The organism is Sulfitobacter sp. LC.270.F.C4 (assembly GCF_032922545.1).
In the GTDB taxonomy this organism is placed as follows: Bacteria; Pseudomonadota; Alphaproteobacteria; order Rhodobacterales; family Rhodobacteraceae; genus Sulfitobacter; species Sulfitobacter profundi.
This window is the reverse complement of the sequence record NZ_CP136692.1, coordinates 2,136,709-2,157,914: the sequence shown is the minus strand read 5'-3', so window position 1 is coordinate 2,157,914 and position 21,206 is coordinate 2,136,709. Positions and strand designations below refer to the sequence as shown.

The 21,206-nt window shown below is 61.4% G+C and carries 16 protein-coding genes; 5 read left to right on the top strand and 11 right to left on the bottom strand.

Features of this window, described 5'->3' with window-relative positions; genetic code table 11:
* Nucleotides 1-3 precede the first annotated feature (3 nt).
* Both exbD and R1T45_RS14480 read left to right on the top strand, forming a co-directional pair.
* A complete protein-coding gene (gene exbD, locus R1T45_RS14485) occupies nt 4-462 on the top strand; it encodes a TonB system transport protein ExbD (RefSeq protein WP_120350966.1) in 459 nt (152 codons plus the stop codon).
* Nucleotides 459-1,304, top strand: coding sequence for an energy transducer TonB (locus R1T45_RS14480; protein ID WP_317389417.1), 846 nt, complete (start codon nt 459-461; stop codon nt 1,302-1,304). Before exbD ends, R1T45_RS14480 begins: the two co-directional genes overlap by 4 nt.
* On the opposite strand, the gene R1T45_RS14475 is transcribed toward R1T45_RS14480, so the two are convergent.
* From R1T45_RS14475 to R1T45_RS14460, 4 genes are all read right to left on the bottom strand, one after another.
* On the bottom strand, nt 1,289-2,389 hold the full coding sequence (locus R1T45_RS14475; RefSeq protein ID WP_317389416.1) for an alpha-hydroxy acid oxidase: 1,101 nt from the start codon (nt 2,387-2,389) through the stop codon (nt 1,289-1,291). The genes R1T45_RS14480 and R1T45_RS14475 overlap by 16 nt on opposite strands.
* Before the next feature lie 196 nt (nt 2,390-2,585).
* Nucleotides 2,586-3,653, bottom strand: a complete 1,068-nt coding sequence (gene tcuB / locus R1T45_RS14470; protein WP_317389415.1) for a tricarballylate utilization 4Fe-4S protein TcuB — start codon at nt 3,651-3,653, stop codon at nt 2,586-2,588.
* The gene (tcuA, locus tag R1T45_RS14465) at nt 3,643-5,028 is read right to left on the bottom strand and encodes an FAD-dependent tricarballylate dehydrogenase TcuA (RefSeq protein ID WP_317389414.1); all 1,386 of its coding nucleotides are present in this window, start codon (nt 5,026-5,028) and stop codon (nt 3,643-3,645) included. Before tcuA ends, tcuB begins: the two co-directional genes overlap by 11 nt.
* Nucleotides 5,025-5,705 carry a GntR family transcriptional regulator gene (locus tag R1T45_RS14460; RefSeq protein WP_132443485.1) on the bottom strand — a complete coding sequence of 227 codons (681 nt, stop codon included), beginning with the start codon at nt 5,703-5,705 and terminating at the stop codon, nt 5,025-5,027. Before R1T45_RS14460 ends, tcuA begins: the two co-directional genes overlap by 4 nt.
* An 88-nt stretch (nt 5,706-5,793) precedes the next feature.
* Between R1T45_RS14460 and R1T45_RS14455 the strand changes: the two genes are divergently transcribed.
* A complete protein-coding gene (locus R1T45_RS14455; RefSeq protein WP_317389413.1) occupies nt 5,794-6,840 on the top strand; it encodes an AbrB family transcriptional regulator in 1,047 nt (348 codons plus the stop codon).
* On the opposite strand, the gene R1T45_RS14450 is transcribed toward R1T45_RS14455, so the two are convergent.
* The 6 genes from R1T45_RS14450 to R1T45_RS14425 all read right to left on the bottom strand — a co-directional run bounded on the left by R1T45_RS14450 (nt 6,815) and on the right by R1T45_RS14425 (nt 13,061).
* Nucleotides 6,815-7,789, bottom strand: coding sequence for a D-2-hydroxyacid dehydrogenase family protein (locus tag R1T45_RS14450; RefSeq protein ID WP_317389412.1), 975 nt, complete (start codon nt 7,787-7,789; stop codon nt 6,815-6,817). The two genes, R1T45_RS14455 and R1T45_RS14450, sit on opposite strands and share 26 nt — an antisense overlap.
* 10 nt (nt 7,790-7,799) lie before the next feature.
* Nucleotides 7,800-7,958: a hypothetical protein gene (locus R1T45_RS14445; RefSeq protein WP_162931835.1), complete on the bottom strand. Its 159-nt coding sequence runs from the start codon at nt 7,956-7,958 to the stop codon at nt 7,800-7,802.
* Nucleotides 7,959-7,965: 7 nt separating this feature from the next.
* Nucleotides 7,966-8,781, bottom strand: coding sequence for a universal stress protein (locus R1T45_RS14440; protein WP_317389411.1), 816 nt, complete (start codon nt 8,779-8,781; stop codon nt 7,966-7,968).
* 1 nt (nt 8,782) lies between these two features.
* Nucleotides 8,783-9,871 (bottom strand): 4-oxalomesaconate tautomerase, encoded by a 1,089-nt coding sequence (locus R1T45_RS14435; RefSeq protein WP_132443481.1) that lies wholly within the window; start codon nt 9,869-9,871, stop codon nt 8,783-8,785.
* An 11-nt stretch (nt 9,872-9,882) separates the two neighbouring features.
* Nucleotides 9,883-11,913, bottom strand: a complete 2,031-nt coding sequence (locus R1T45_RS14430; protein WP_317389410.1) for a tripartite tricarboxylate transporter permease — start codon at nt 11,911-11,913, stop codon at nt 9,883-9,885.
* A gap of 71 nt (nt 11,914-11,984) precedes the next feature.
* Nucleotides 11,985-13,061, bottom strand: coding sequence for a tricarboxylate transporter (locus tag R1T45_RS14425; RefSeq protein ID WP_317389409.1), 1,077 nt, complete (start codon nt 13,059-13,061; stop codon nt 11,985-11,987).
* A 149-nt stretch (nt 13,062-13,210) separates the two neighbouring features.
* Between R1T45_RS14425 and R1T45_RS14420 the strand changes: the two genes are divergently transcribed.
* The gene (locus R1T45_RS14420; RefSeq protein ID WP_120350978.1) at nt 13,211-13,882 is read left to right on the top strand and encodes a response regulator transcription factor; all 672 of its coding nucleotides are present in this window, start codon (nt 13,211-13,213) and stop codon (nt 13,880-13,882) included.
* Nucleotides 13,879-15,243: a sensor histidine kinase gene (locus R1T45_RS14415; protein WP_317389408.1), complete on the top strand. Its 1,365-nt coding sequence runs from the start codon at nt 13,879-13,881 to the stop codon at nt 15,241-15,243. The genes R1T45_RS14420 and R1T45_RS14415 overlap by 4 nt, the downstream gene beginning before the upstream one ends.
* 13 nt (nt 15,244-15,256) lie before the next feature.
* Here the strand turns inward: R1T45_RS14415 and R1T45_RS14410 are convergent, their stop codons facing one another.
* The gene (locus R1T45_RS14410; RefSeq protein ID WP_317389407.1) at nt 15,257-21,109 is read right to left on the bottom strand and encodes a DUF11 domain-containing protein; all 5,853 of its coding nucleotides are present in this window, start codon (nt 21,107-21,109) and stop codon (nt 15,257-15,259) included.
* Nucleotides 21,110-21,206: the final 97 nt, after the last annotated feature.

Below are 21,206 nucleotides of genomic sequence, written 5' to 3'. Positions count from 1 at the left end.
GGCGTGGGTGCGCGGCTGCGCGGTGACGACGATGGCGATCTCAGCGAAAACAGCGAGATCAACGTCACCCCCTTTATCGATGTCATGTTGGTTCTGCTGATCATCTTCATGATCGCGGCCCCGCTGTCGACGGTCGACATCCCGGTGGAATTGCCCGTAGCGGTGGCCGAAGCCCCGGAACGCCCCGCCGAGCCGGTTTTCATCACCATCACCGAAGACCTCGCCCTTTCAGTGGGCGAGACGGCCACGACGCACGACAGGCTTTATATCGACGTCGGCATCGCCACCTTGCAAAAACGCGACACGCGGATCTTCATCCGCGCAGATAAATCGGTGCCCTATGGTGAATTCATGCGGGTGATGAACATCCTGCGCGCAGACGGGTTTCTGAAAGTCGGGCTGGTCGGACTGGATGAAAATGTAGAAGAGGCAGCCATGCCTGAGCCGGAGGCGGCGCAGTGAGCCTGACCTACGCCTCGCGCAGCGTCAGACCCGTTTTCTGGGGCGTTGCGATCGCCCTGAGCGGTGCGCTGCATGCAGGGCTTCCCGTCTTGCTGCTTGATCAGCCCCCCGCCGCAGAACCCGCCGAGCCCAAGACAGAGGGGATTACCGGCGCGATGATGTTCGATCTGTCGGACATCATCGCGGCCCCCTCGGCCTTGCAAGAAGACAGCGTGGCGCAAATCGAGGCCCAGGATGCGCCGACGGTAACCGAAAGCCCTGAAGTCTTGGAGGCCGCTAAGGCCGCCGAACAGCCAATTTTAAGTCAGATACCCTATGACGTTGAGGACGAGAGCCTGAAATTCGGCGTGGCCGCCCCCGAGCCCGAAGCCGAGACGGAGGAGGTGGCCGAAGAGATCGCCGCCGAGCAGGACCCCGAGCAAATCGCCGCGGAAAGCCAGATCGGTGCCGAGGCGCGGCAGGCCTCTGAGCAGTCTGTCGCCGGGGTTGAGGCAGACACCGAAGCGGAAACCGCCAAGGCTGAAAGTGAAGGGCTGACCGCCGAGCAGACGGAAGAGATCCGCGACTGGCAGAAAAGCATCGTGTTGTTGATCAGCGGTGGCAAAACCTATCCGGCCAAGGCGCGCAGCGACCGGATCGAAGGCGAGGTTCAGGTGCGCTTCACGCTGGACCGCTATGGGGCGCTGATCGCGGCCGAGGTGGCGCAATCCTCGGGTTCAGAAATCCTCGACATGGCTGCCGTGCAGACGGTCAAGACGCTGGAAAAGATGCCCACGCCGCCCAACTATCTGAAAGGCGACGAATTCACGCTGATCATCCCGCTGCGTTATAGTTTCAGGTGAACCATATCGCGCTCTATGTCTTGCACCGTTGCGCAGCCGCTTAGCAACATAGCGATTTCCAACTCGTCGCGCAGCAAGCGCAACACATGGCTGACGCCCAGATCGCCAGCCACCGCCAATCCGCAGGCGATGGGCCGCCCGATCAAAACGGCCTTTGCCCCGAGGGCCAGCGCGATCAGGATATCGACCCCGCGCCGGATGCCTCCGTCCATTAACACAGGGTAATCCGGTCCGACCTTGGCAACTATGGCGGGCAGGGCGCTTAGCGTTGAGGGCGCGCGGTCCAGCACCCGGCCACCATGGTTTGACACGATAACGCCCGCCGCGCCGATCCTCTGCGCCTGCGCTGCATCTTCGGGATGCAGGACGCCTTTCAGCAGCAGCGGAGCCTCTAACGTCTCGATCAGCCAAGCGATATCAGCCCATGTGGGCAGGGTCTCGGCGATGTGGTCAAAAATGATCGACTGCGCGTCTTCACGCGGCGTGAAGGCAGGCGGCGTGAACCGCGCGAGATTGACCGCGCTGACATCGGGCGGCAGCTGAAACTGCGCCTCGATTTCGCGGTCCCGCACCCCTTGGACGGGCGCATCAATGGTCAGGATCAATCTGGTGAAACCCGCGTCCAGTGCCATCTGCGCAAGCGCTTGCGTGGCCTCTCTGCTCCCCAACCAGTGCAGCTGAAACCAGTCACTGCCGGGGCCGCTGCTGCGCACCCTGTCGAGCGGTTCGCTGCTCTGCGCGCTCAGCACCATCTTGATCGACTGGGCCTCGGCCGCGCGGGCGGTTGCGCTCTCGCCTGCGTCATGCAGCAGTCGGTGATAGGCAAAGGGCGCAATCAGAAAGGGCGCAACAAGCTTTTGTCCCAGCAGCGACACCTCTGTCGACCCGTCCCGCAGATCGCGCAACATCCGTGGCGTGACCTCAGCCTGCTGAAAAGCGGTTTCATTGGCTGAAGCAGTCTGCCCATCCCCGGCACCGGCCAAGAAATACGCGCGGTTGCGCGGGCTCATCCCTGCGCGTGCACGGCTGTAATAATCGTTCAATGTGCGGGGCAATTGGTCTGAATCAGGCGCTGTAAAACTCAATGTTCCGGCTCCATGCAACGCCCGACCCTGTAAGCCGCCAAAGCCTAAGCTTCGGCGGACAGGCGCTATTTACCGCAATTGGATGCTGGGTAAAACCCAATGCTGGCCCGATCGGCACAGAGAATGAACATTCCCAACGTCCGTTTTGTCATGAACCCGCGCCGTTGCGGGCCCGGCCCGCGCTGTACCATTTCGCTCAAACCCCCTGACGTCGCTGCGCATCCCGTACCAAAGCCGCCATTCGGTAAAACCCATGGGCCATTTTGGTGAAGGGTGTCAGCAAAAAGAACGCGAGCACGGCGCCGAGGTGTATAACCAACAGCCCCGGCATCCAGCCAGAACCGCTTGCCGCATAGAGCAACAGCCCGCTCAGCCCGACAAACCCCAGCAACCCGGTAAAGGCGATCTCTCCGCCAAAGGCATTGGTCGCACCGAGCGATTTGTCCGACCGCAGCTTGAGCCAGACCATCTTGCCACAGCCCAACACCAACAGAACACCGCCCGACAGTCCAAGGATTTTGGGGGCGGAGAACAGCCCGTAAGGAGCGGGCATACCAAGCAGGTAGTGCATAAGCGTCGCCACGCTGGTCGAAGCAAAGCACAACAGAAAGCCGTACATGATTGCCTGATGCGCATAGCGGCGGGCGTGGGTGAAACGGTCTTCGTCTTCAAAGTTGCAACCGTCGCCGTGCCCGCCCTTGAGATTGCGCATATACGCGATTGAGGCAACGGCCCCGCGCAGATGCGAGAGGCGAACCGGGGCACCGCCGACGGTTTGCCAGTAACGGCGCAGCCCGATGGCGATGCTGATCAGCGGAAACAGAAAGGCGGGCAGAAAGATCGACACCATCGCATTGTGAGACAGCACCGCATAGAAACCTTCGCCTCCTGCGGCGGCCAGCGCACGGGCAGCCCAGAACAGCAGGGCAAAGCCCACGACAGTGGCGAGCACGATGGCGAGGCCGTTTTTCTGGAACGTTTTCCCGGCGGCACGTGGAAAGGCGAACTCCTCCCAACTGTCTTGGCGCACATCGGCCAAGGCTTGGGGCAGGTTCAGGTCAAACTCATGCGGAGCGGTGTATTGGCAGGCGTAATAGCAGCCCCGGCAGTTGTGACAAAGGTTCGCCAGTTGCGTTAAATCCCCGTCAGAAAAGGCGCGTTCGGCCTGAAGGGCAGGGAAGACCGAACAGTAGCCCTCGCAATAGCGGCAGGCGTTGCAGATTTCTGCCTGACGGCGTGCTTCTTGGAGTAGATCAATTTGCATGGGCTGCGGCCTCCTTGCCTGCGATACGTCCGAAGACGGTGCCGATGGTCATGCCAAATCCGGCAAGATAGCCTTGGCCCAAGATCGAGCCCGCCATGGTTTCGCCCGCCGCCCAGAGGTTGCTGACAGGGCGGTCGCCGATGGAGCATTGCGCGTTTTCATCTACTTTCAGGCCAAGGTAGGTAAAGGTGACGCCGGTCCTGAGGGAATAGCCGTAGAACGGCGGCTCGGTGATCGGTCGCGCCCAGTTTGTCTTGGGCGGGGTCAGACCCGTGGTCGCCACGCCATCAAGTTCGGTTGGGTGGAAGTTACTTTGATCGCCGCAGGCTTCGTTGAACTCGGCCACGGTGTGCTCCAGCGCATCAGCAGGCAGGCCCATCTTTCCCGCCAGTTCCGCCAGCGTATCGGCTTTGATCGGTGGGAAGACCGAAGGCATGAACAGGTTCAACGATTTCGCGTCGATGATGACATAGCCCACTTGGTCAGGCTGCGCAGCCACCAGACGACCCCAGATTGCGTAGCGTTTGGGCCAGACATCCTCGCCCTCGTCATAGAACCGCTGTGCGTCCTTGTTGACGACGATGGAGAAGGGCACGCAATCCAACCGCGTGACGATTCCGCCGTCGAACTTTGGCGCGCGCCCGTCGATGGCGACCGCGTGGCACTGCGTCGGGTCGCCCACCTGTGCGATGCCTTGGTCCAGCAGGTCCGCCAGTACCACGCCGCGGTTATAGGGCGTGCCACGGATCAGGAAATTCTTTGCCGCTGGCCCCCATGCGCGGGCGAGCCAGTCGGTATCCGCCTGAAAGCCGCCAGAGGCAACGACGACGGATTTGGGCGAGAGGCTCTTGGCCGCCCCCTCATGCGTATAGTCCACCCGCGTCACCCGGTCGCCTTCCAGTTCGAGATGGGTCACGGCAGCTTCATAAAGCACATCCACGCCTAAACCCTCGGCGGTGCGGTAATACGCATTCACAAGGCTTTTGCCACCGCCACGGAAGAAGGCGTTGGTGCGGGCCAGTGACAGGGTGCCCGAGAGCGACGGCTGAAACCGCACGCCATGTTCCTCCATCCATGGCAGGCATTCCTCAGAGGTGCGGATGGCGAGGCGGGCGAGGTGCTCATTCGTCTTGCCGCCCGTCACCTTCATCAGATCGGCGAGGTATTCCTCTTCGGTGTAGCTCTCCACCAACGGCCCCAGCGGCCCGTGGTGCATGCAGCGGAAGTTCCGGGTGTGGCGCGAATTACCTCCCCGGTAAGGCTTTGGCGCGGTCTCTAGGATCAAGACGCGGGCACCGGCCTCGGCGGCGGTGATCGCGGCACAAAGCGCCGCATTGCCGCCGCCGATCACGACGATATCGTAAGCTTCGGTCACAGCAGGTCTCCGTCATAGGTCTCATCACGCGAGGGCTGCGCGCGCAGGGCGCGAACCCGGACCCGTTGGGCCGCTTCGATATGCGCGCGCATCGCTGCTTCGGCGAGGGCGGCATCACGGGCCTTGATCGCGTCGAGGACGCCAAAGTGCTCTTCCACCGCATTCTCGGCGCGGGCAGGGTCGGTCAACGTCGTCGGGCCGAGGATCATCAGCGTCTTTTGCAGCGTATGGATCGACCGGGTCAGGAAACGGTTCTTCGCGGCGTCCAGAAGGGCTGCGTGGAACTGGCGGTTGAGGGTGAAGGCTTCGGGCACGTTGCCCAAGGTGGCGAGCGACTGGTTCATGTCCTGAAGTTCTTCGATTTCGATATCCGAGGCGGCGCGGGCGGCCAGCCGCGCGGCGGTGCCCTCCAACACGGCGCGCATCTCGTAAAGCTCCATCACCTCAGCATAGTCCAGTGTGCGGATACTCGCCCCTTGGCGGGGGATATGGGCCACGACGCCATCGGCCTCCAACTGTCGGATCGCTTCGCGCACGGGGGTCCGGGAGACGCCCAAGCGCTCGGCCAACTCCGTTTCACGCAGGCGGTCGCCGGGGTTGAGCCGTCCGGCGCGAAGTTCATCCATCAACTGATTGTAGGCAGAGTTGCCTTGCGGTGTGCGGTCTTCTTCGCTCATGAAACCCCCTCCGATAGGTATTGCATACAGGTGGATACAATCGTATCCAGAAAGGGTCAAGCCCGGAAGAAGAAGTGAGTTGAACCCTATGCGCCTCTCCCAACCGACCCGCCGTCGTGCGCTGACCTTGATCCTCGCCGCGGCTGGAACTTTGCTCTTTTGGTGGCTCGATCTGCCGCTGCCATTCCTTTTCGGGCCGATGGCCGCCTGCCTTATCGCGGCATTGTCGAACGTGCCGATCAAAGGCTTCGGCCAAGTCTCGGTCGCGGCGCGCACGATCCTTGGGGTGGCGGTGGGGGCCTCCATCACGCCTGACCTTTTCCACCAACTGCCACAGATGGCGATGTCGGTGGCGCTGGTCCCGGTCTTTATTGCGCTGATCGGGATTATCGGCGTCCCTTTCTTTCGGCATGTTTGGGGGTTCGACGCGCCGACGGCCTATTACGCCGCGATGCCGGGCGGCTTGCAGGACATGGTGATCTTCGGCACCGAAGCAGGGGGCGATCCGCGGGCGTTGTCATTGATCCATGCCACCCGGGTGTTGATCATCGTCACCCTCGCGCCTGCTTTCTTGACGCTGGCTTACGGGGCGGGGCTGACCAATCCCATCGGCGCGCCGGTGACGGAACTGCCGGTGGGGGAGATGGCCTTGATGGCCGCAGCAGCCCTGATCGGCTGGAAGGGAGGAGAGCGGATCGGCCTGTTCGGCGCGTCCATCCTTGGCCCCATGATCGTGACCGCCGTTCTGTCACTGGCCGGCCTGATCCACAGCCGCCCGCCAGCCGAGGCCATCCTTGCCGCGCAGTTCTTCATCGGCTGCGGGATCGGCGTGCATTTTCTGGGCGTGACGTGGAGAGAGCTGACGCGGGTGGTGCTGGCGGGCATCGCCTATGTACTAGTGCTCGCCGTCTTGGCCGCAGGTTTCACCGGGCTCGTCACTTGGGCCGGGTTGGGCGATCCGGTCGAGGCGTTCCTTGCCTTCGCGCCGGGCGGGCAGGCCGAGATGACGGTGCTGGCCATCGTAACCGGGGCCGATCTGGGATTTGTCATCACGCACCACCTGACCCGCATCGTGTTGGTGATCGTCGGCGCGCCGCTGGTTGCGGGACTTATGGCGCGTAGACGGAAGGGTTGATCATATGGATCGGCGCGCCTGCCGCAAAGGCATTCACCTGTTCGAAAATATCGGTGAATTGCTTGTCGAATTCGTCTTCGGTGACAAAGCCGATATGCGGGCTGGCGATCAATCTGGGGTGCGAGAGGAGCGGGTCATTGGGATCCGTTAACGGCTCGGTATCAAAGACATCCACCGCCGCTGCGCCCAGATGCCCGGCGTTGAGCGCTTGCAGCAGCGCGCCTTCGGCAATCAGTCCGGCGCGGGAGGTGTTCACCAGTACCGCGCGGGGCGACATGGCGCTGAGGTCTTCCGCGGTGACACTGCCGCGGGTCTCAGGTGTCAGCCGGAGATGCAGGGAGACCACGTCGCAGGACCCGAAAAACGCCGCGCGGCTTTCGGCGACGGTTTCCCCATCGGCTTTCGCCCGCGCGCGTCCGGCTTCAGAGCCCCACCAGACAACCTCCATGCCAAAGGCGCGGGCATAGTCCGCCACCACACGCCCGATGCGCCCATAGCCATAAAGCCCCAGCCGCCGTCCGCGCAGGCTGCGTCCGACCCCCATCTGCCAGTTGCCCGCCTTGGCGCTTGCCATCTGCTGCGGCAGTTGCCGCATGGCTGAAAGGATCAGTGCAAAGGTTAGTTCAGCTGCCGCGTGGTTGGCCCCATCCGCGCCTTTGTTGGAACACAGCAGCACGCCCTGATCGGTGCAGGCCGCGACATCCACATGCGGATAAGCGCCGCGTTGCGAAATCAGGCGCAGGTTCGGCAGGCGCTCAAGCAGCCCGCGCGTCACCTTCGTCCGCTCGCGAAAGAGCACCAAGCAATCGGCATCCTGCAAACGGTCGGCCAAGACCGCCTCGTCAGGCTGATGATCCGTCCAGACGGTCACGTCGTGTCCCGCCAGCAGGTCAAAGCAAGGCAACCCGCGCAGGGTGTCGAACCAGTCGTCGAGGATATGAACCTTCATCCCGGGCACCTTATGCGGATAGCGCGTTGATCGCTTTGCTCACCCGCTCATGCAGGATCAGCAGATCAGGGTCGCGGTCCTTCTGCGTGCCGATGCTGGCGATCAACTCGGCGCGCAGTTTTTCCAGATCACGGCGGGCGACGTGGATTTTCTCGTAATTGGTCATCATTCGCTTCTCAATGGGACAACAAAACGGGGATTTTGATCTTTTCCAGCACCTCGGCGGTCACGCCACCAAGGAAATCTTCGCGGAATTTGGAGTGCTCATAGGCACCGAGCACCAGCAGCGAGGGATCGTGCCGCTCGCAGTAGGACAGCAGGGTCTGCGCCACCGGATGGGTGGTGGGGAAGTTCTCATGCACCGCTTCGACGCCGTGGCGGTCCAGATGGATCATCAGATCGGCGATCGGCCAAGCGGTGCGTTTGCCCACCGTCAGAACGCTGACCCGGCCATCCGCCTCAAGCAGCCGCAGGCTGTCCGACAAGGCCCGCGCGGCGGCGCGCCCGCCGTCCCATGCCAGCGCCGCATGGCTGTGCTGCGCGCCCGCGTCATAGCCTGCCGGAACCACGATCACCGGTCGCCCGGATTGCAGCGCAATGCGGTCTGGGTGGTGGGTCACATGGGCATCATCGCTTTCGGCCCGCGCGCCGACGATCAGCATGTCATAGTACCGCGCGCCTTCGGAAAGCAGCGTGTCGACGCGGCCTGTCTCCTCGCGGAAATCCAGCGCGTCGCCCAGACCAAGGGCCGGGCGTAGCTCTTCGAACCGGCGGGTGACTTCGGCCAAGATTTCGCTGTTGGCAGCCTCCAATAGGGCGCGGGCCTCTTCGGGGATCCAGCGCGAGCGGCGGTCGATCACCTCATGCGCGGTATGGGCAAGGATCGCCGTGACATGCGCGCCGCGCTGTTTGGCCAGTGAGGCGGCATAGCGCAATGCGGCGACGGAGGCGTCGGAGCCGTTGAAGGCGACAAGCAGGTTCATCACGGGCATGTCAGCGACCCTCCCAAATGCGTGAGGGGACAAAGACGCAGCCATCCGCCAGCTTGCGCGCCGTCCGCAGCAGCCCGGCGGAGTTCAGCGCGAAGCCGTCCGACGTGTCATAATCCACCAGCACGTCAATCGTGCCAGAAGCATGTTCGAGCACAACGTCGGCGGGGCTTTGGGTGGGGCGGTCGAGCAGGCCATCGGCCACACTGCCGGGCGTGAGCGCGCAGGACGCGAGGCATTGCGCCCCGGTCACCGCCATGGAGGGGTGCGTGTTCCACGGCATAAAATAGCGCGTCGCGATAGTGCCGCCATCGCGGGCAGGGGCCAGCAGACCGAACTTGGGCGTGACGGATTTTGCCACATCCCCCATGCCCATGGCGGCCCCGGCCTGAAGGCGAATTGCCTCCATCCGCGCGAAGAAATCTTTGTTCGCGTCGAGTTCGGCGACGCTTTCATACCCCGTCAGACCAAAGTCCGCCGCGCGGGCAATGACCATCGGCATGGCGACATCCATGCAGGTGACGTCGATCCCGTCAAAGGTATCGCGGATGTTGCCCGTGGGTAAAAACGCCCCGGTCGAAGAGCCGACGACGCCCATGAAGTTCAACGCGACAGCCGCACCGGCACCGGGCACGCCCGCGATCTCGGTGTCGCCGTCATAGGTGAGCACGCCGCCGGGGGTTAGCACTTTGGACAGCACCTTGGCCCCGGTGTTGACGGCGTGGATTTTGACATCTGTCACATCGCCGGTGGGTTGGACGAGGCCCAACTCGACCGCCGCTGGCCCGACGCCCGACAGGATATTGCCGCAGGTCGGTTTAAAATCGACCAGCCGATCCTCGACCGAGACTTGGGCAAAGAAATAATCCACATCGGCCCAACCGTCCTCCGAAGGTGAAAGCATCGCGACCTTGGTGGTCACCGCCGCGCCGCCGCCGATGCCGTCGATGTTGAGCGGATGGCCGGAGCCGACGACGGCGAGCAGCACTTCGGCCAATGTTTCGCGATCCTCAGGCAGATCCGCGCGGTTGAAGTATGGCCCCCGCGATGTGCCGCCGCGCATGAAGAGATAGGGGATAGCTGTCTGTGTCATCTCTAAACTCCTCAGTTCAGCGGCCAGGGCAGGTCGACTGCGCCTTGCAGCAGACCCGGCGGGAAATCACGGTTGAGTGCCCCGGCCATGACGCACATCAGCGCGATGCCGCAGGCGGTCAGGATCAGGGTTTTCGGCCAATGCGCCTGTGCACGGACCCGCAGGAAGCTGATCAAAAAGCCCAAGAGCGCGAGGATAAAGCCGACGAAATAGGTGGCGACGATCAGCCCCACGAACCACGCGAGCGTGCTCCAGAGGCCATAGGGTGCATCAGCGTCCTCGCCTGAGACTTCCTTGTCGGCAAAGATCGAATCTCCTTCAGGCCGCAGGATCATCTGCACCAGCAAGATCAGCAGCGCGGCCAAGGCGATGCCCCCCACGACCAGCGGCACGATCTTGTCGGTCATGTTGTAGTCGGGGATCAGCGAGGCATTGATCAGCGCGGCCACGACGTAGCCCATGATGATCAGCAAAAAGACCAACGGCGCGCGTTTGGAGCCGGACTGAACATCGCCCTCGGCCATGATCGACTTGGCTTGACGCAGGCCCAGCACGACAGAGACCACAGTGATTATCAGTAGCACGATGACGATAGGGGAGAAGACATACTCCATGCCTTCCTCAAAAGATTTGCGGAACCGGAACGATGCGATCTGGAACGCTTGGTTCGAGAATTTCTCGACCGGGTTGGACAGCACGAAACCGATCAAGAAGGCTGGGCGCGACCAGTCAAAGCGGCGCAGGAAGATGCCGATCAGGCCGATCACGAAGAGCGCGAGGATGTCTTCGAAGTTCTGCCCGGACTGGAACGCCGCGAAGGAGATCAGCATGAACAGGAACGGCGCAAGGTAGGTGAAGCGGATCGTTGTCAGCTTGGCGATGCCGCCCGAGGCCGCGATGCACAAGAGCGTGCCGACGACGTTGGCCAGTGCCAGCAGCCAGACGATGGAATAGGTGATGTCGAGGTTGTCGCGCAGCATCGAGGGGCCGACTTCGATCTCGCCAGAGCCCAAAAGCGCGATGGCACCGATGAAAATCGCCATCGAGCCAGAACCCGGAATGCCGAAGAGCAGGGTAGGGACCAAGCCGCCGCCCTCTTTCGCGTTGTTCGAGCTTTCCGGCCCGATCACGCCGCGCACTTCGCCTTTGCCGAAGTTCGATTTGTCCTTCGTGGTTTGTACTGCGTGACCATAGGCGATCCAGTCAACGACTGATCCACCAAGGCCGGGGATGACACCGACGACCACGCCGATCAGCGAACAGCGCACCGACAGCCATTTGTTGGCAACCCAATCACGCACGCCTTCACCCCAGCCCGCGCCAAGTTTGGCTTCTTTGGAAATCGCCCGGTCTTGGCGCAAAAGCGAGACGATCTCTGGCACGGCAAAGATGCCAAGACCCACGATCACCAGTTTCAGCCCGTCCGTCAGGTAGGGGATGTCATAGGTCGCCATCCGCAGGGAGCCGCCCGCGTCGGCCTCACCGATGGTGCCGATCAGCAGGCCGAGGCCCGCGGCCGCCAGACCTTTGAGCGCTACGCGCCCGGCCAGAACCGCGACCATCGACAGACCGAGGATCGAGATCATCAGCATTTCGGGCAGGCCGAAGGACAAAACGATGGGCCGCGCGATGACGATGAACAACGTCAGGAATGCCGCGCCAACCAGACCGCCAAAGAGGGATGAGGTGAAAGCCGCCGAAAGCGCCCGTGCGGCTTGGCCCTTTTTGGCCATCGGAAACCCATCGAGCACCGTAGCTTGGCTGGCCGAAGAACCGGGAATGCCCATTAAAACCGAAGCAAAGGTGTCAGAGGTTGGCACCACGGCGACCATGCCGATCATCAGCGCCAGACCCAGCACAGGGTCCATGCCGAACATGAAAGGCAAAAGCAGCGACAGCCCCGCGATCCCGCCGAGGCCGGGAAAGACCCCGACAGCGAGGCCCATGACCACGCCCAGCACCAGATATCCCAGAACCATAGGTTGCAGAATGAGAGCCCATGCCTGGCCAAGCGCAGGCAGAGCGGTTGCGAACAGATCCATCGCACCGACCTCGAAATGTTAGAATAAAGGGGGGTGGCCCCGGGATTGACCCGGGGCCGAGAGGGTTCCGCTTACTTCAGCGAAACGCCATAGGCTTCTTGCAGCCAGTTGGTGACGAAGGCTTTCGCCTCCGCAGAGACGGTCGTGCCGCGCTGCGTCGCCTTTGCCGCGCCTTCGCCTACGAAGACGGGGTACTTACCGACACGTTTCTCGGCAATCTTGGCAAAGTCGTCGCGGTTGCGCACCGCGTCAAAGGCCGCCGTGTAGGTCGCGATCACATCGTCGGGGGTGCCTGCGGGCAGGAAGGCGATCTTTTGTACAGGGAAACCTGCGATAAAGAAGGCTTTCCATGCGTCCCATGCTTCACCTTCGGTGGCGCAGCCTTCGGTCGCTTCGCAAACTTCCTTGAAAGTCGCGATGTCGGGGAAGGTGGGGTCGCGAACGATGTTGCCGTCCTCGTCCAGCGCGCCCCATGTCATCATCGGCACGGCCTGACCTTTTTCGACGAGATCCGCAGAGGCGCCGAGGTAGCTCGACGAGGTCTGATAGTCGATCGTGGCCTCGCCGCGCTCAAACATCAGACGGCCATCGCCACGGCCCTTGATGCCAAAGACAGGCTCGACGTTCATGCCCAGCATTTCCCATGCCAGCAGCGGCACGAGGTCAAGGCGCGTGGCCCCCTGCGAGCCGTAGATGAAGTTGACGTCTTTGAGGTTATTGGCGGTGCCGTCGAATTTCTCACCGTCCGTGGGGTTCAGATAAGCGACCCCGCCGGTGCCCGACGCCATGACCGGGTTCCAGTCGCTGTACTCATAGCGCACCCGCGGATCGTCCAACAGGTAGGGGAACTGGGTCGAACCGGAGGTGCCAAAAAGGACCGTACCTTCGTCATGCTCTTGCTCTTGGAACCAGTTGGCGCCTTTGGTTGAACCCGCACCCGGCATGAACTTCACGACGACCGTGGGGTTGCCGGGCAGTTCTTCGGACAAAAGCGGCGCAAAGAAGTTGGCCCATTTGGCCGAGCCGCCGGTTTCCGAGAAGGGGATGACCCACTCGATGGTTTTGCCTGCAAAATCGACCTCGGCCAGCGCCGGGGCGGCGAGGCAGGCGGCGGATGCAGCGGTGGCGGCGAAATACTTGATAGTCATAGGTGTCCTCCCGTAGACATTCTGTACCGGTCAGACTTTCACGTCTGCCGTCGTTCGGATTTGTTTAGGGAACGAATCCCTCCTCCAACACGGGCACTCTGCCTTTCCAACCTTGCGCGAAACTTGCGCATTAGGATTAAGTTTTAATCATGCGCATTACAGTCATCGAAGACAATGAAGCCCTTGCCCAAGGAATTGCCCATCGCCTGCGGGATCGCGGCCATGCAGTAGACCTGCTGCACGACGGGGAAGAGGCCGATGCCTTTCTGCGCCATGAGGGGGCAGATCTAATCGTGCTGGATTGCAACTTGCCCGGCTGTGATGGGCTGGAGGTTCTGAGCCGCCTGCGCCGCCGCGGCGATGGAACGCCGGTGATCCTGCTGACCGCGCGGGCAGAGACGTCAGAGCGGGTGGCCGGACTGGATGCCGGGGCCGATGATTATCTGACCAAGCCCTTCGAGATGGATGAGTTGGAGGCGCGGCTCCGGGCCATGGCGCGGCGCAAGAACCTTGAGTTCGCCGCCCGCGACGCGATTGGCCCGTTGGTCTTTGACCGTACCAACCGCCAGTTGTTGAAGGACGAACAGCCACTGGCCTTCCCCCGCAAAGAACTGGCGACGCTTGAATGCCTGCTGGAAAGGCGCGGGCGGATCGTCTCGAAATCACAACTGATCACCCATGTCTATGGCACCGGGGCCGCGCAGGAAGACAGCGCAATCGAGCCGCATGTCTCCCGTCTTCGCAAACGGTTGGAGCCCTTCGGCATCCGCATTAAAGCGGCGCGCGGGCTGGGCTATATGCTGGAGGTCGATAGCGCATGACCGCGATGTCGCTGCGCTCCCGGCTGTTCATGCTGATCCTGCCGCCGCTGCTGTTGCTTTCGATCGTTCTGGGGTTCTGGCGCTTTGAAGTGGCGCAGCGCACCTCTGAAACCCTGTTCGACCGCAGCCTGTTGGCCGCGGCTTTGGCGATCTCACGCGATGTGGCGATTTCTGGCGGGGATGCGCTTTCGCCCAGCACGCGGGATTTCGTCTCGGATGCCGGGGGTGGTGAGCTTTTTTACCACGTCACCGGTCCCGGTGGCATCTACATTACCGGCTATGCCTATCCCCCCGTCTCTGGCGGTCGGGCGGGCGAGGATCGGCTGAACTACACGATGGCTGAATACCGGGGCGAGCCTGTGCGCGTTTTGCGGATGCGGGAGAGTACGACCATCGGTAACCTGACGGGCGATACGATTGTCACAGTCTGGCAAAGGGACAGTGATCGCAATGCCTTCGCCGCCGCCTTGGCGCGCCGCGCGGCGGCTTTGATCGCCAGTCTGATGGCGGCCCTTGCTTTGGTGGTCTGGTTCGGGGTGAAGATCGGCCTGCGCCCCTTGAACGATTTGCAAGATGCGATCCAACACCGATCCCCCGATGACCTGCGCGATATCCGCCGCCCGGTCCCGGCTGAGGCCTTTGGTATCGTCGCCACATTGAACCGGCTTTTCGGGCAGGTGCGCCAGAGCATCGAGGACCATCAGGTCTTTATTTCCAACGCCGCGCATCAACTGCGCAACCCCGCCTCCGCACTGTTGTCATTGGCCGAGGTTTTGCCAGATGTCAGCGACCCGCAAGAGCGTCGGTTGAGAGAACGCGAATTGATTGCTGCGGCCCGCAAATCAGCGCGGCTGGCCAACCAGTTGCTGTCTCTTGAACGGTTGCGCTACGACGAGGCCCCTGCATTCGATACGCTTGAGCTCAACGCTGTCGCTGCCGAAGTGTGCAGTGACTTTGCCCCCACCGTCCTGTCGCGGGACATTGGCTTTGGCTTTGAACCATGCACCACGCCGCTCCACGTTGCGGGCGACACTGTGCTGCTCGCCGAAGCGATCACCAATTTGCTTGAAAACGCGCTGACCCATGGCGGCGGCGGCCTCACCGCGATCCGCGTCAGCACCATGGTAGAGGGGCGATTTGCGGTTTTGGCTGTAGAAGATGACGGCACCGGCATTCCCGAAGACAGTGCCGAAGCCGCGTTTGAGAGGTTTGGCCAACTAAGCGAAGGGCAAGGCAGTGGTCTTGGTCTTGCGATTGTTAAAGATGTCCTGCGCCGTCACGGCGGGCAAGCCGAACTGGTGCCGCAAGACAAGGGGTTAATCGTAAAGATCAAAATCCCACTTTCTGCGCCGACTGTCTGAACAGCGGTTCCGATCAAGGTGTCACGCGGACTTTGAAAAACACACTCCCTTCGGCGCCTGCGGCATGCGTCCCGCTGCAATCCCACCGCAGGGGGCCTTCATATCCCGGTAGGTTGTCGCTTGGGGTTGCGAGATCGCAGATCAGCGAGGGGCTCACGGTTTGCGGCGTGCTTACCGCCTCCGCCAATTGAGTATAGGGCGGCGTTCGGTCGTAAATGACGATGGCGGATGCAATGCGCTGGCTCGGGTTCACCACTGTGATGCGGTAGACCAGTACATCCCCGGGCGAGGCTTGATTTGAATAGCCCTCACCCGTGCCTTGCGTTTCGTTCTGTACAGTTTTCACCAGAACGAGCTGACTGCCACCGACTTCGACCGTCACGCGATCCGTATCGGTTGTAATGTGCGAAGCAGTGGTTCCGGAAAAGTCCGTGGCGGCTTGCACCTCGTAGGTCAAAGCGCTGCCCGGAGGCAGGCCGCCACCCGCCGAGACCCTCGAGATCAGGCAGAGTTCGTCCCCCGCTTGAACGGAAATTGGCACGTTCAGCGGGGTGTCGGGCGCGCCATCGCAATCGTTGTCGATAAAGAGCGCAACTGAAAATGCACCGACCGCAGGCTCGGAAATGTTCTCTACGGTAAAGGTGGTGATGCCAGATGAACTGGCTCGATAGAGATGCGGCAAAAGGGCGATTTGGCCCGCGCCGATGTGCGCGTCACGGTCCTCACTCAAAGTGGGGAGTGGAATAATGCCTAAGGTAAGTCCGCTGTAATCGGTCTCAGGCGAAGGGGTGAAGCTGAACGAGCCATCATGTGGATCGCTGTTCACCAAGCCCGGCAGTGAGCCCGGTCGCTCGGAAATCGCTCTCCACCCTTCGGCGGGCACCGTGGAGACAGTCAGACTGCCAGTGTAGTTCGGCGCGAGCCGATAGGACCATCGTCCATCGGCGCCGACCTGCGGGCTTGCCAAAAGCGCACCGGCATCGTCCAGCAGCAAAATGGTTCCTGCATTCGTGCCTACCTCGTCGCCCGTGGCAGAGCCATCGTGCGCGACCCCGCCGCGACCATCATCCCGGATCAGCTGGCCTGAAATTTCACCGCCCGAGGTTGCGAGAGCGATCGTGACGCTGGCTTCGTCGTCGTCGGCAATCCCGTCCTGCAAGTCATCTTGGGCCAGACCAACGGCTGGATCGCTGTCGAGGTCGGGTAGGGAACTGCTCACGATCTCGACGACGTTTGTATAGTTGCCACCCGCTGTGACACGGACACGTATGGTAAGGGTTTCGGTCGCACCCGGCAGAATTTCATCGACGAACCAAAGTCCCGTACTTGGGTCGAAGTAATCCCCAGTCGGAGGGGCCGTGTCGCTGATATAGGCGAAACCTGCGGGGATGTTTTCAATTACCTTGACCCCCGAAGGCGAGCCGGGGCCGTCGTTTGTCACGCTGATCACCCAGTCGATGATGTCGCCTTCGACAGCGGTTGTGACGGGAGAGGTGGTGCCCGCTTGATAGGCCTCTTTGGTGATTGAGAGGTCAGAAAACTGCGGATCGAAACCAAAGTCGTAGGCCACTGTAAAGGCACCGGAATCGGCCTTTACACCAACGAGGGGATTTGAGGTTCCGATCTGCGCGCCGGGGGGGAGGTCTGCGTCATTCACATCGACCTCTACCCGGTAGGTGGTGCCCGCAGGCAAGCCGACAAAGGCATATGTTCCGTCAGGCTCGGTATCGATGGTTCGGATGAAACTGTCATCGTCCAGATCATTTGGCGTTGCGTTATCGGAGTACAAATCCACCCGGATCCCGCCCGCCAAGTTCTCTTCCGCGCCGTCTTTTATGTCGGAACCGTCTTGATCGACATAGATATTGCCACCCAGACCGGACAGTACGAAAGGTGTCCCGCCGCGGCACGAGGTGCCATCGCCGAAACCGCCCTCATCCGTGCCCGTTGCCAGCCTTAACCGATTGCCGGTCGACGTATCGATTAGGTAGATTGAGTTCGATACCTCCTCATAGGCATACATCTGACCGTTCTCGTCAAAGAAAACCGCAGACCAGATGCCCGTGTAGACACTGGGCCCAAATTCCACCACCGTGGTGAAACCGGCGAGACCATTGTTCGCGAACACGCGAAACAGGCTGCCGGTGTTTTCGTTGATGCCGTAGATGAAGCCGTCCAATGGATTAACAGCGAAATCAGACACCGTGACGGCTTGGGAGAGGGTCAATTGCCCGGCATCGATCGGATTGTTGGGGTCGGTCAAATCCAACAACTGCCATGTGACGTTGTCTGCTTCGTAGACCAGTGTACCGTTGGGCAAGATATCGCCCGCATCTTCGGCCCTTTCGGCGCTGTTTGGGAATGAAGGCATTTTGGTGAAGTTTCCGGTACCGTCCACGCGCCACAGCTCATCTTTGCCGGGGCGGACGCCATAGATATAGCCATCGATTTCGTTGTATCCCCAGCCGGCTGCCAGCCGGCGCGGCGCTGTCCCGAGGGGTTGCGATGACATGGAGTAGCCCGACCCGGTGTCGGTAAAGCGCAGTTTGCGCAACTGTGTTGGATCGTCAGACAGCAAGTATAGGCCACTGTCGCAGGAAACCGGAGGAACATCGCCGGAAACCGTCAGCCTGTAGTCCTCAACCTCTCCGTCAAGTGCGACGGGGACGACGCCCTCGGTGGTTGACCACCTGAACCGCGCGAATGTCGGCGTGAGCACGGAACTTCCCGGCACGTTCACATCAAATCGGATCTCGCCATTCAGCGTGTTATCTTTATCCGAAGCGCTGCCGTCCTGCAGATCAGAGGCGATCTGCTCAGTAGCGTCGAAGAGCCCGTTGCCGTTAAAGTCGATCCACGCCTGAAGATAGGCCACGCCGCCTGTCAAACTGCCGACCCCGCCGGTCACCTCGTTTACGAACACGGTTATCTCCGTCGTGCCGCCAGCAAAGAGCTGGGGGAGCGTGACCCCGTCTTCGTCGTCATTCCCGTCAAGATCGTCGCCCAAAGCATCTGCACTTGCTTGAGAGGCAGCTTCGGGGTCAGGAGGGAGGGCCCCTAAGTAGGTCCCCGCGATGCCGGTTTCCGCGATGATGTGCAAAGGGTCGCCATAGCTTGCCGGAGCATCACCGCGATCGACCAGAGGGGCCGCGGCGATATTGATCGGGTAATCTTCGACCTCCCCATCCAAGGAGACATCTGCCACGCCGACGACCGGAGTTGTAGACCACCGAAAGCGGGCAAAGGTCTGGTCTAGTACCGCGTCACCCGGGACAATCACCTCAAATTGGATCAGGCCATCGCCCGCGACCTGATCCCCACCGGTGCCATCGTCTTGCAAATCGCGCGCGATTTCTTCGGCGGTTGCAAGGGCCATGACATCGTTGCCGTCGTAGTCGATCCAAGCGGTCAAAAAGCCACCGTCGCCTTGGACACGTGCTTCTAGTGTTGCGATAAAACCTTGGATGAGCGGGGGAATCGTTATGCCATCGTCATCGTCCGACCCCGCATCATCGGCGTTCCCTGGCCCTGCATCGCTTGTCAAAGCATCGCCCAGATAGACCTTGGGCTCGGACCCCATCGTATGGAGTGCATCCCCATATATCGATGGCGCGTCGGTAAAGTCGGCACAGGCTTGGATGTCGGTCAGTTGCAGAGATCCGGCGAAGTTTGCGCTGTTGTTTTTGCGGGTGCCATGATCGATCACGACCCGATCAACCGGGGCGCCAAATCCGACTTCTACGGCAAAATTTTCGGGTAAGGCTGTTGTCGAGAATGCGCTGTCGCGCTCTGCCAAAACAGAACCATCCGCATTGGCCCGGCGAAACATGGAGGCCGAAAGCGGGCCGTCGGCGATGGCAGGTTGCACGCGCACGCCGTTGCGTTCGCCGTAGACCGCTACGGATTCGTCGAACTCCAAGCTCGTGACGTAGAAAAGGACGGAGTCCATGGGGGTGTCAAAATCAATATTCAAGGTGGCATATTGCTGTGTGAACACGGGATTGCCGCCATACCCGGCGGAGTAGAGTTCATTTGCGTTTCCGATCGCGGCTGCGCGGCCAATTCTGGCATCAGCGTTTGCAGTTGCAGTGAGTGAACCGCCAACTCCATAGCGGGTGAAAGTAGATGTCGCGCCGAGGGCTGCAGGGCTGTCAGATGTCCAATCGACGATTGAAAACCGCGTTCCAGAACAGGTTGGAAGCGTATCGGCTGGCACGGCGGTGACGTTAACGCTGACGCTGTCGGTATCGGCACCGCCTTCATCGCTGGAATTCGCGGCATCGGCGGTGATGCTGCCTCCCGCCGCGGTAGAGACATAGGCGTCAAACTCGATGGCGCCGCTTCCAAGGCCGTTCAAGCTGGTCATCGGAAGGAGCGGGAAAGTGCCGTTTGTCGGGGTGGTCGCAGGGCGGATGTCTTCGCCCGAGATGACCTGAAAGTTCGTCGTACCCGAAATTTCTGGCGGCAGGGTCACCGAGGTTTGCACATTGGTCATGGGGCTGAGCGACGTATTCACATAGCTGACGCGGTAGGTCAGCGTGGCGCCCTGCGGGACGTCGCCCCCCGAATACGGGGTGCCGTTCACCGCTGTAATGGAGATTGATACGAAAAGGTCCTCAGGCCCCGCAGGTGAGACGGCTGAGGTTCCGGCGACCCAGTAGCGCCACGGGTTGTCGTTCCCGGCAGAGGCGCCTTCGGCGGAGTCTCCGCCGTGACCTTCGGCATTGAAATATCCAATGTTGGCCGGGTCGCTGACTTTCACTTCCATGACGGCGTAATAAGTCTCTCCCTGCGCGATCCCGCCGAAGGCGTAGCGCACTGCGTTTGTGCCGCTCGGCAAAACTGACGCGGCGCTGCTATTGAGGTTAAAACCCGCGGTCGTCTCGGTGCAGGCTTCGTAAGAGTTAACGCCCGGGTCCAGCGATTCGGGAAAGACGGATCCGGCGCCAGTGGCAGGCCCGTCTGGCCCCGCGAGCAGCGGATCATCCGCTTCGCAGGAACCGGGATAGCTGATCCGGTTCCAAGGGCCGGTGGTGCCGTAACGGTCCCAATCGGATCCTGAATCCGGGCCTGCCACGGGGCTGCCCGCGCGAAAGGGGGTCGCCCCTCGGCCGCCCGTGATCGTGGTCTCTTCTTGTGTTGAGAAACCGTTTGGGTCGATTGTCCCCCCAGAACCGAATGCGTTGATCTGAACCGCGTCCCATTTGTTGTGAACGCGGGCGGTGCCGGTGCCGCCAACGCTGCTCCAAGGGCTACCATTCGTGGGATTAACGAGGTACCCGTTTTCTAAAGTGGCGATATCCGATCCATTTGCGAACAATGCAGTATCCGGACGGGTTGAGTAGAAAATACCAGTATCGCCATAGATATAGGCCAGCCCGGCGTTGCAATTGGCGATGGAAAACCCCGCTGCTTGGCACTGCGCCGTGTCAGAGGGAGCCCAGCCGTTGGGAGAGATATCAAATACTTGCTGGCCCTTCGGACCCCACCCCTTAGACACGCCAGACCCCGTCGAGGCACGCGCCGGGCGGGCGTCGCGGGCCGCGCCTGTAGCATCAGTCATATAGGCGGATGCGACTTCGGCCCCGGCGGGCACATACAACGTGGCATAGCCGCCCGGACCATCAAGCGTGCCTTCGGCTATGACGGGAAAGTCGGCAATGATGGCAATGTTATCACCGGCTGAAATCGGCGGCAGCCCCGCCGCGACCCGGTCCGCGATCTGCTGACGGCTTGCATCGGTCAGCGAAACCCCACCGCCGCCCAGCCACGCGCCGTGCGAAAGCACCATGGTTGAAAAACAGAGCCAAAAGAATGCCCCCAGAACGGCTTTGGCGCTCGCGCAGAATAATCTAAAGAATATCATGACTTACTCTCAATTTGTCCTGCACTAGGCTTTCATCGGGTAACTTTTGCGTCAATCTGAGCAGGTGGGTCTTGGGCATATGCTTTGGGTTAGGTCT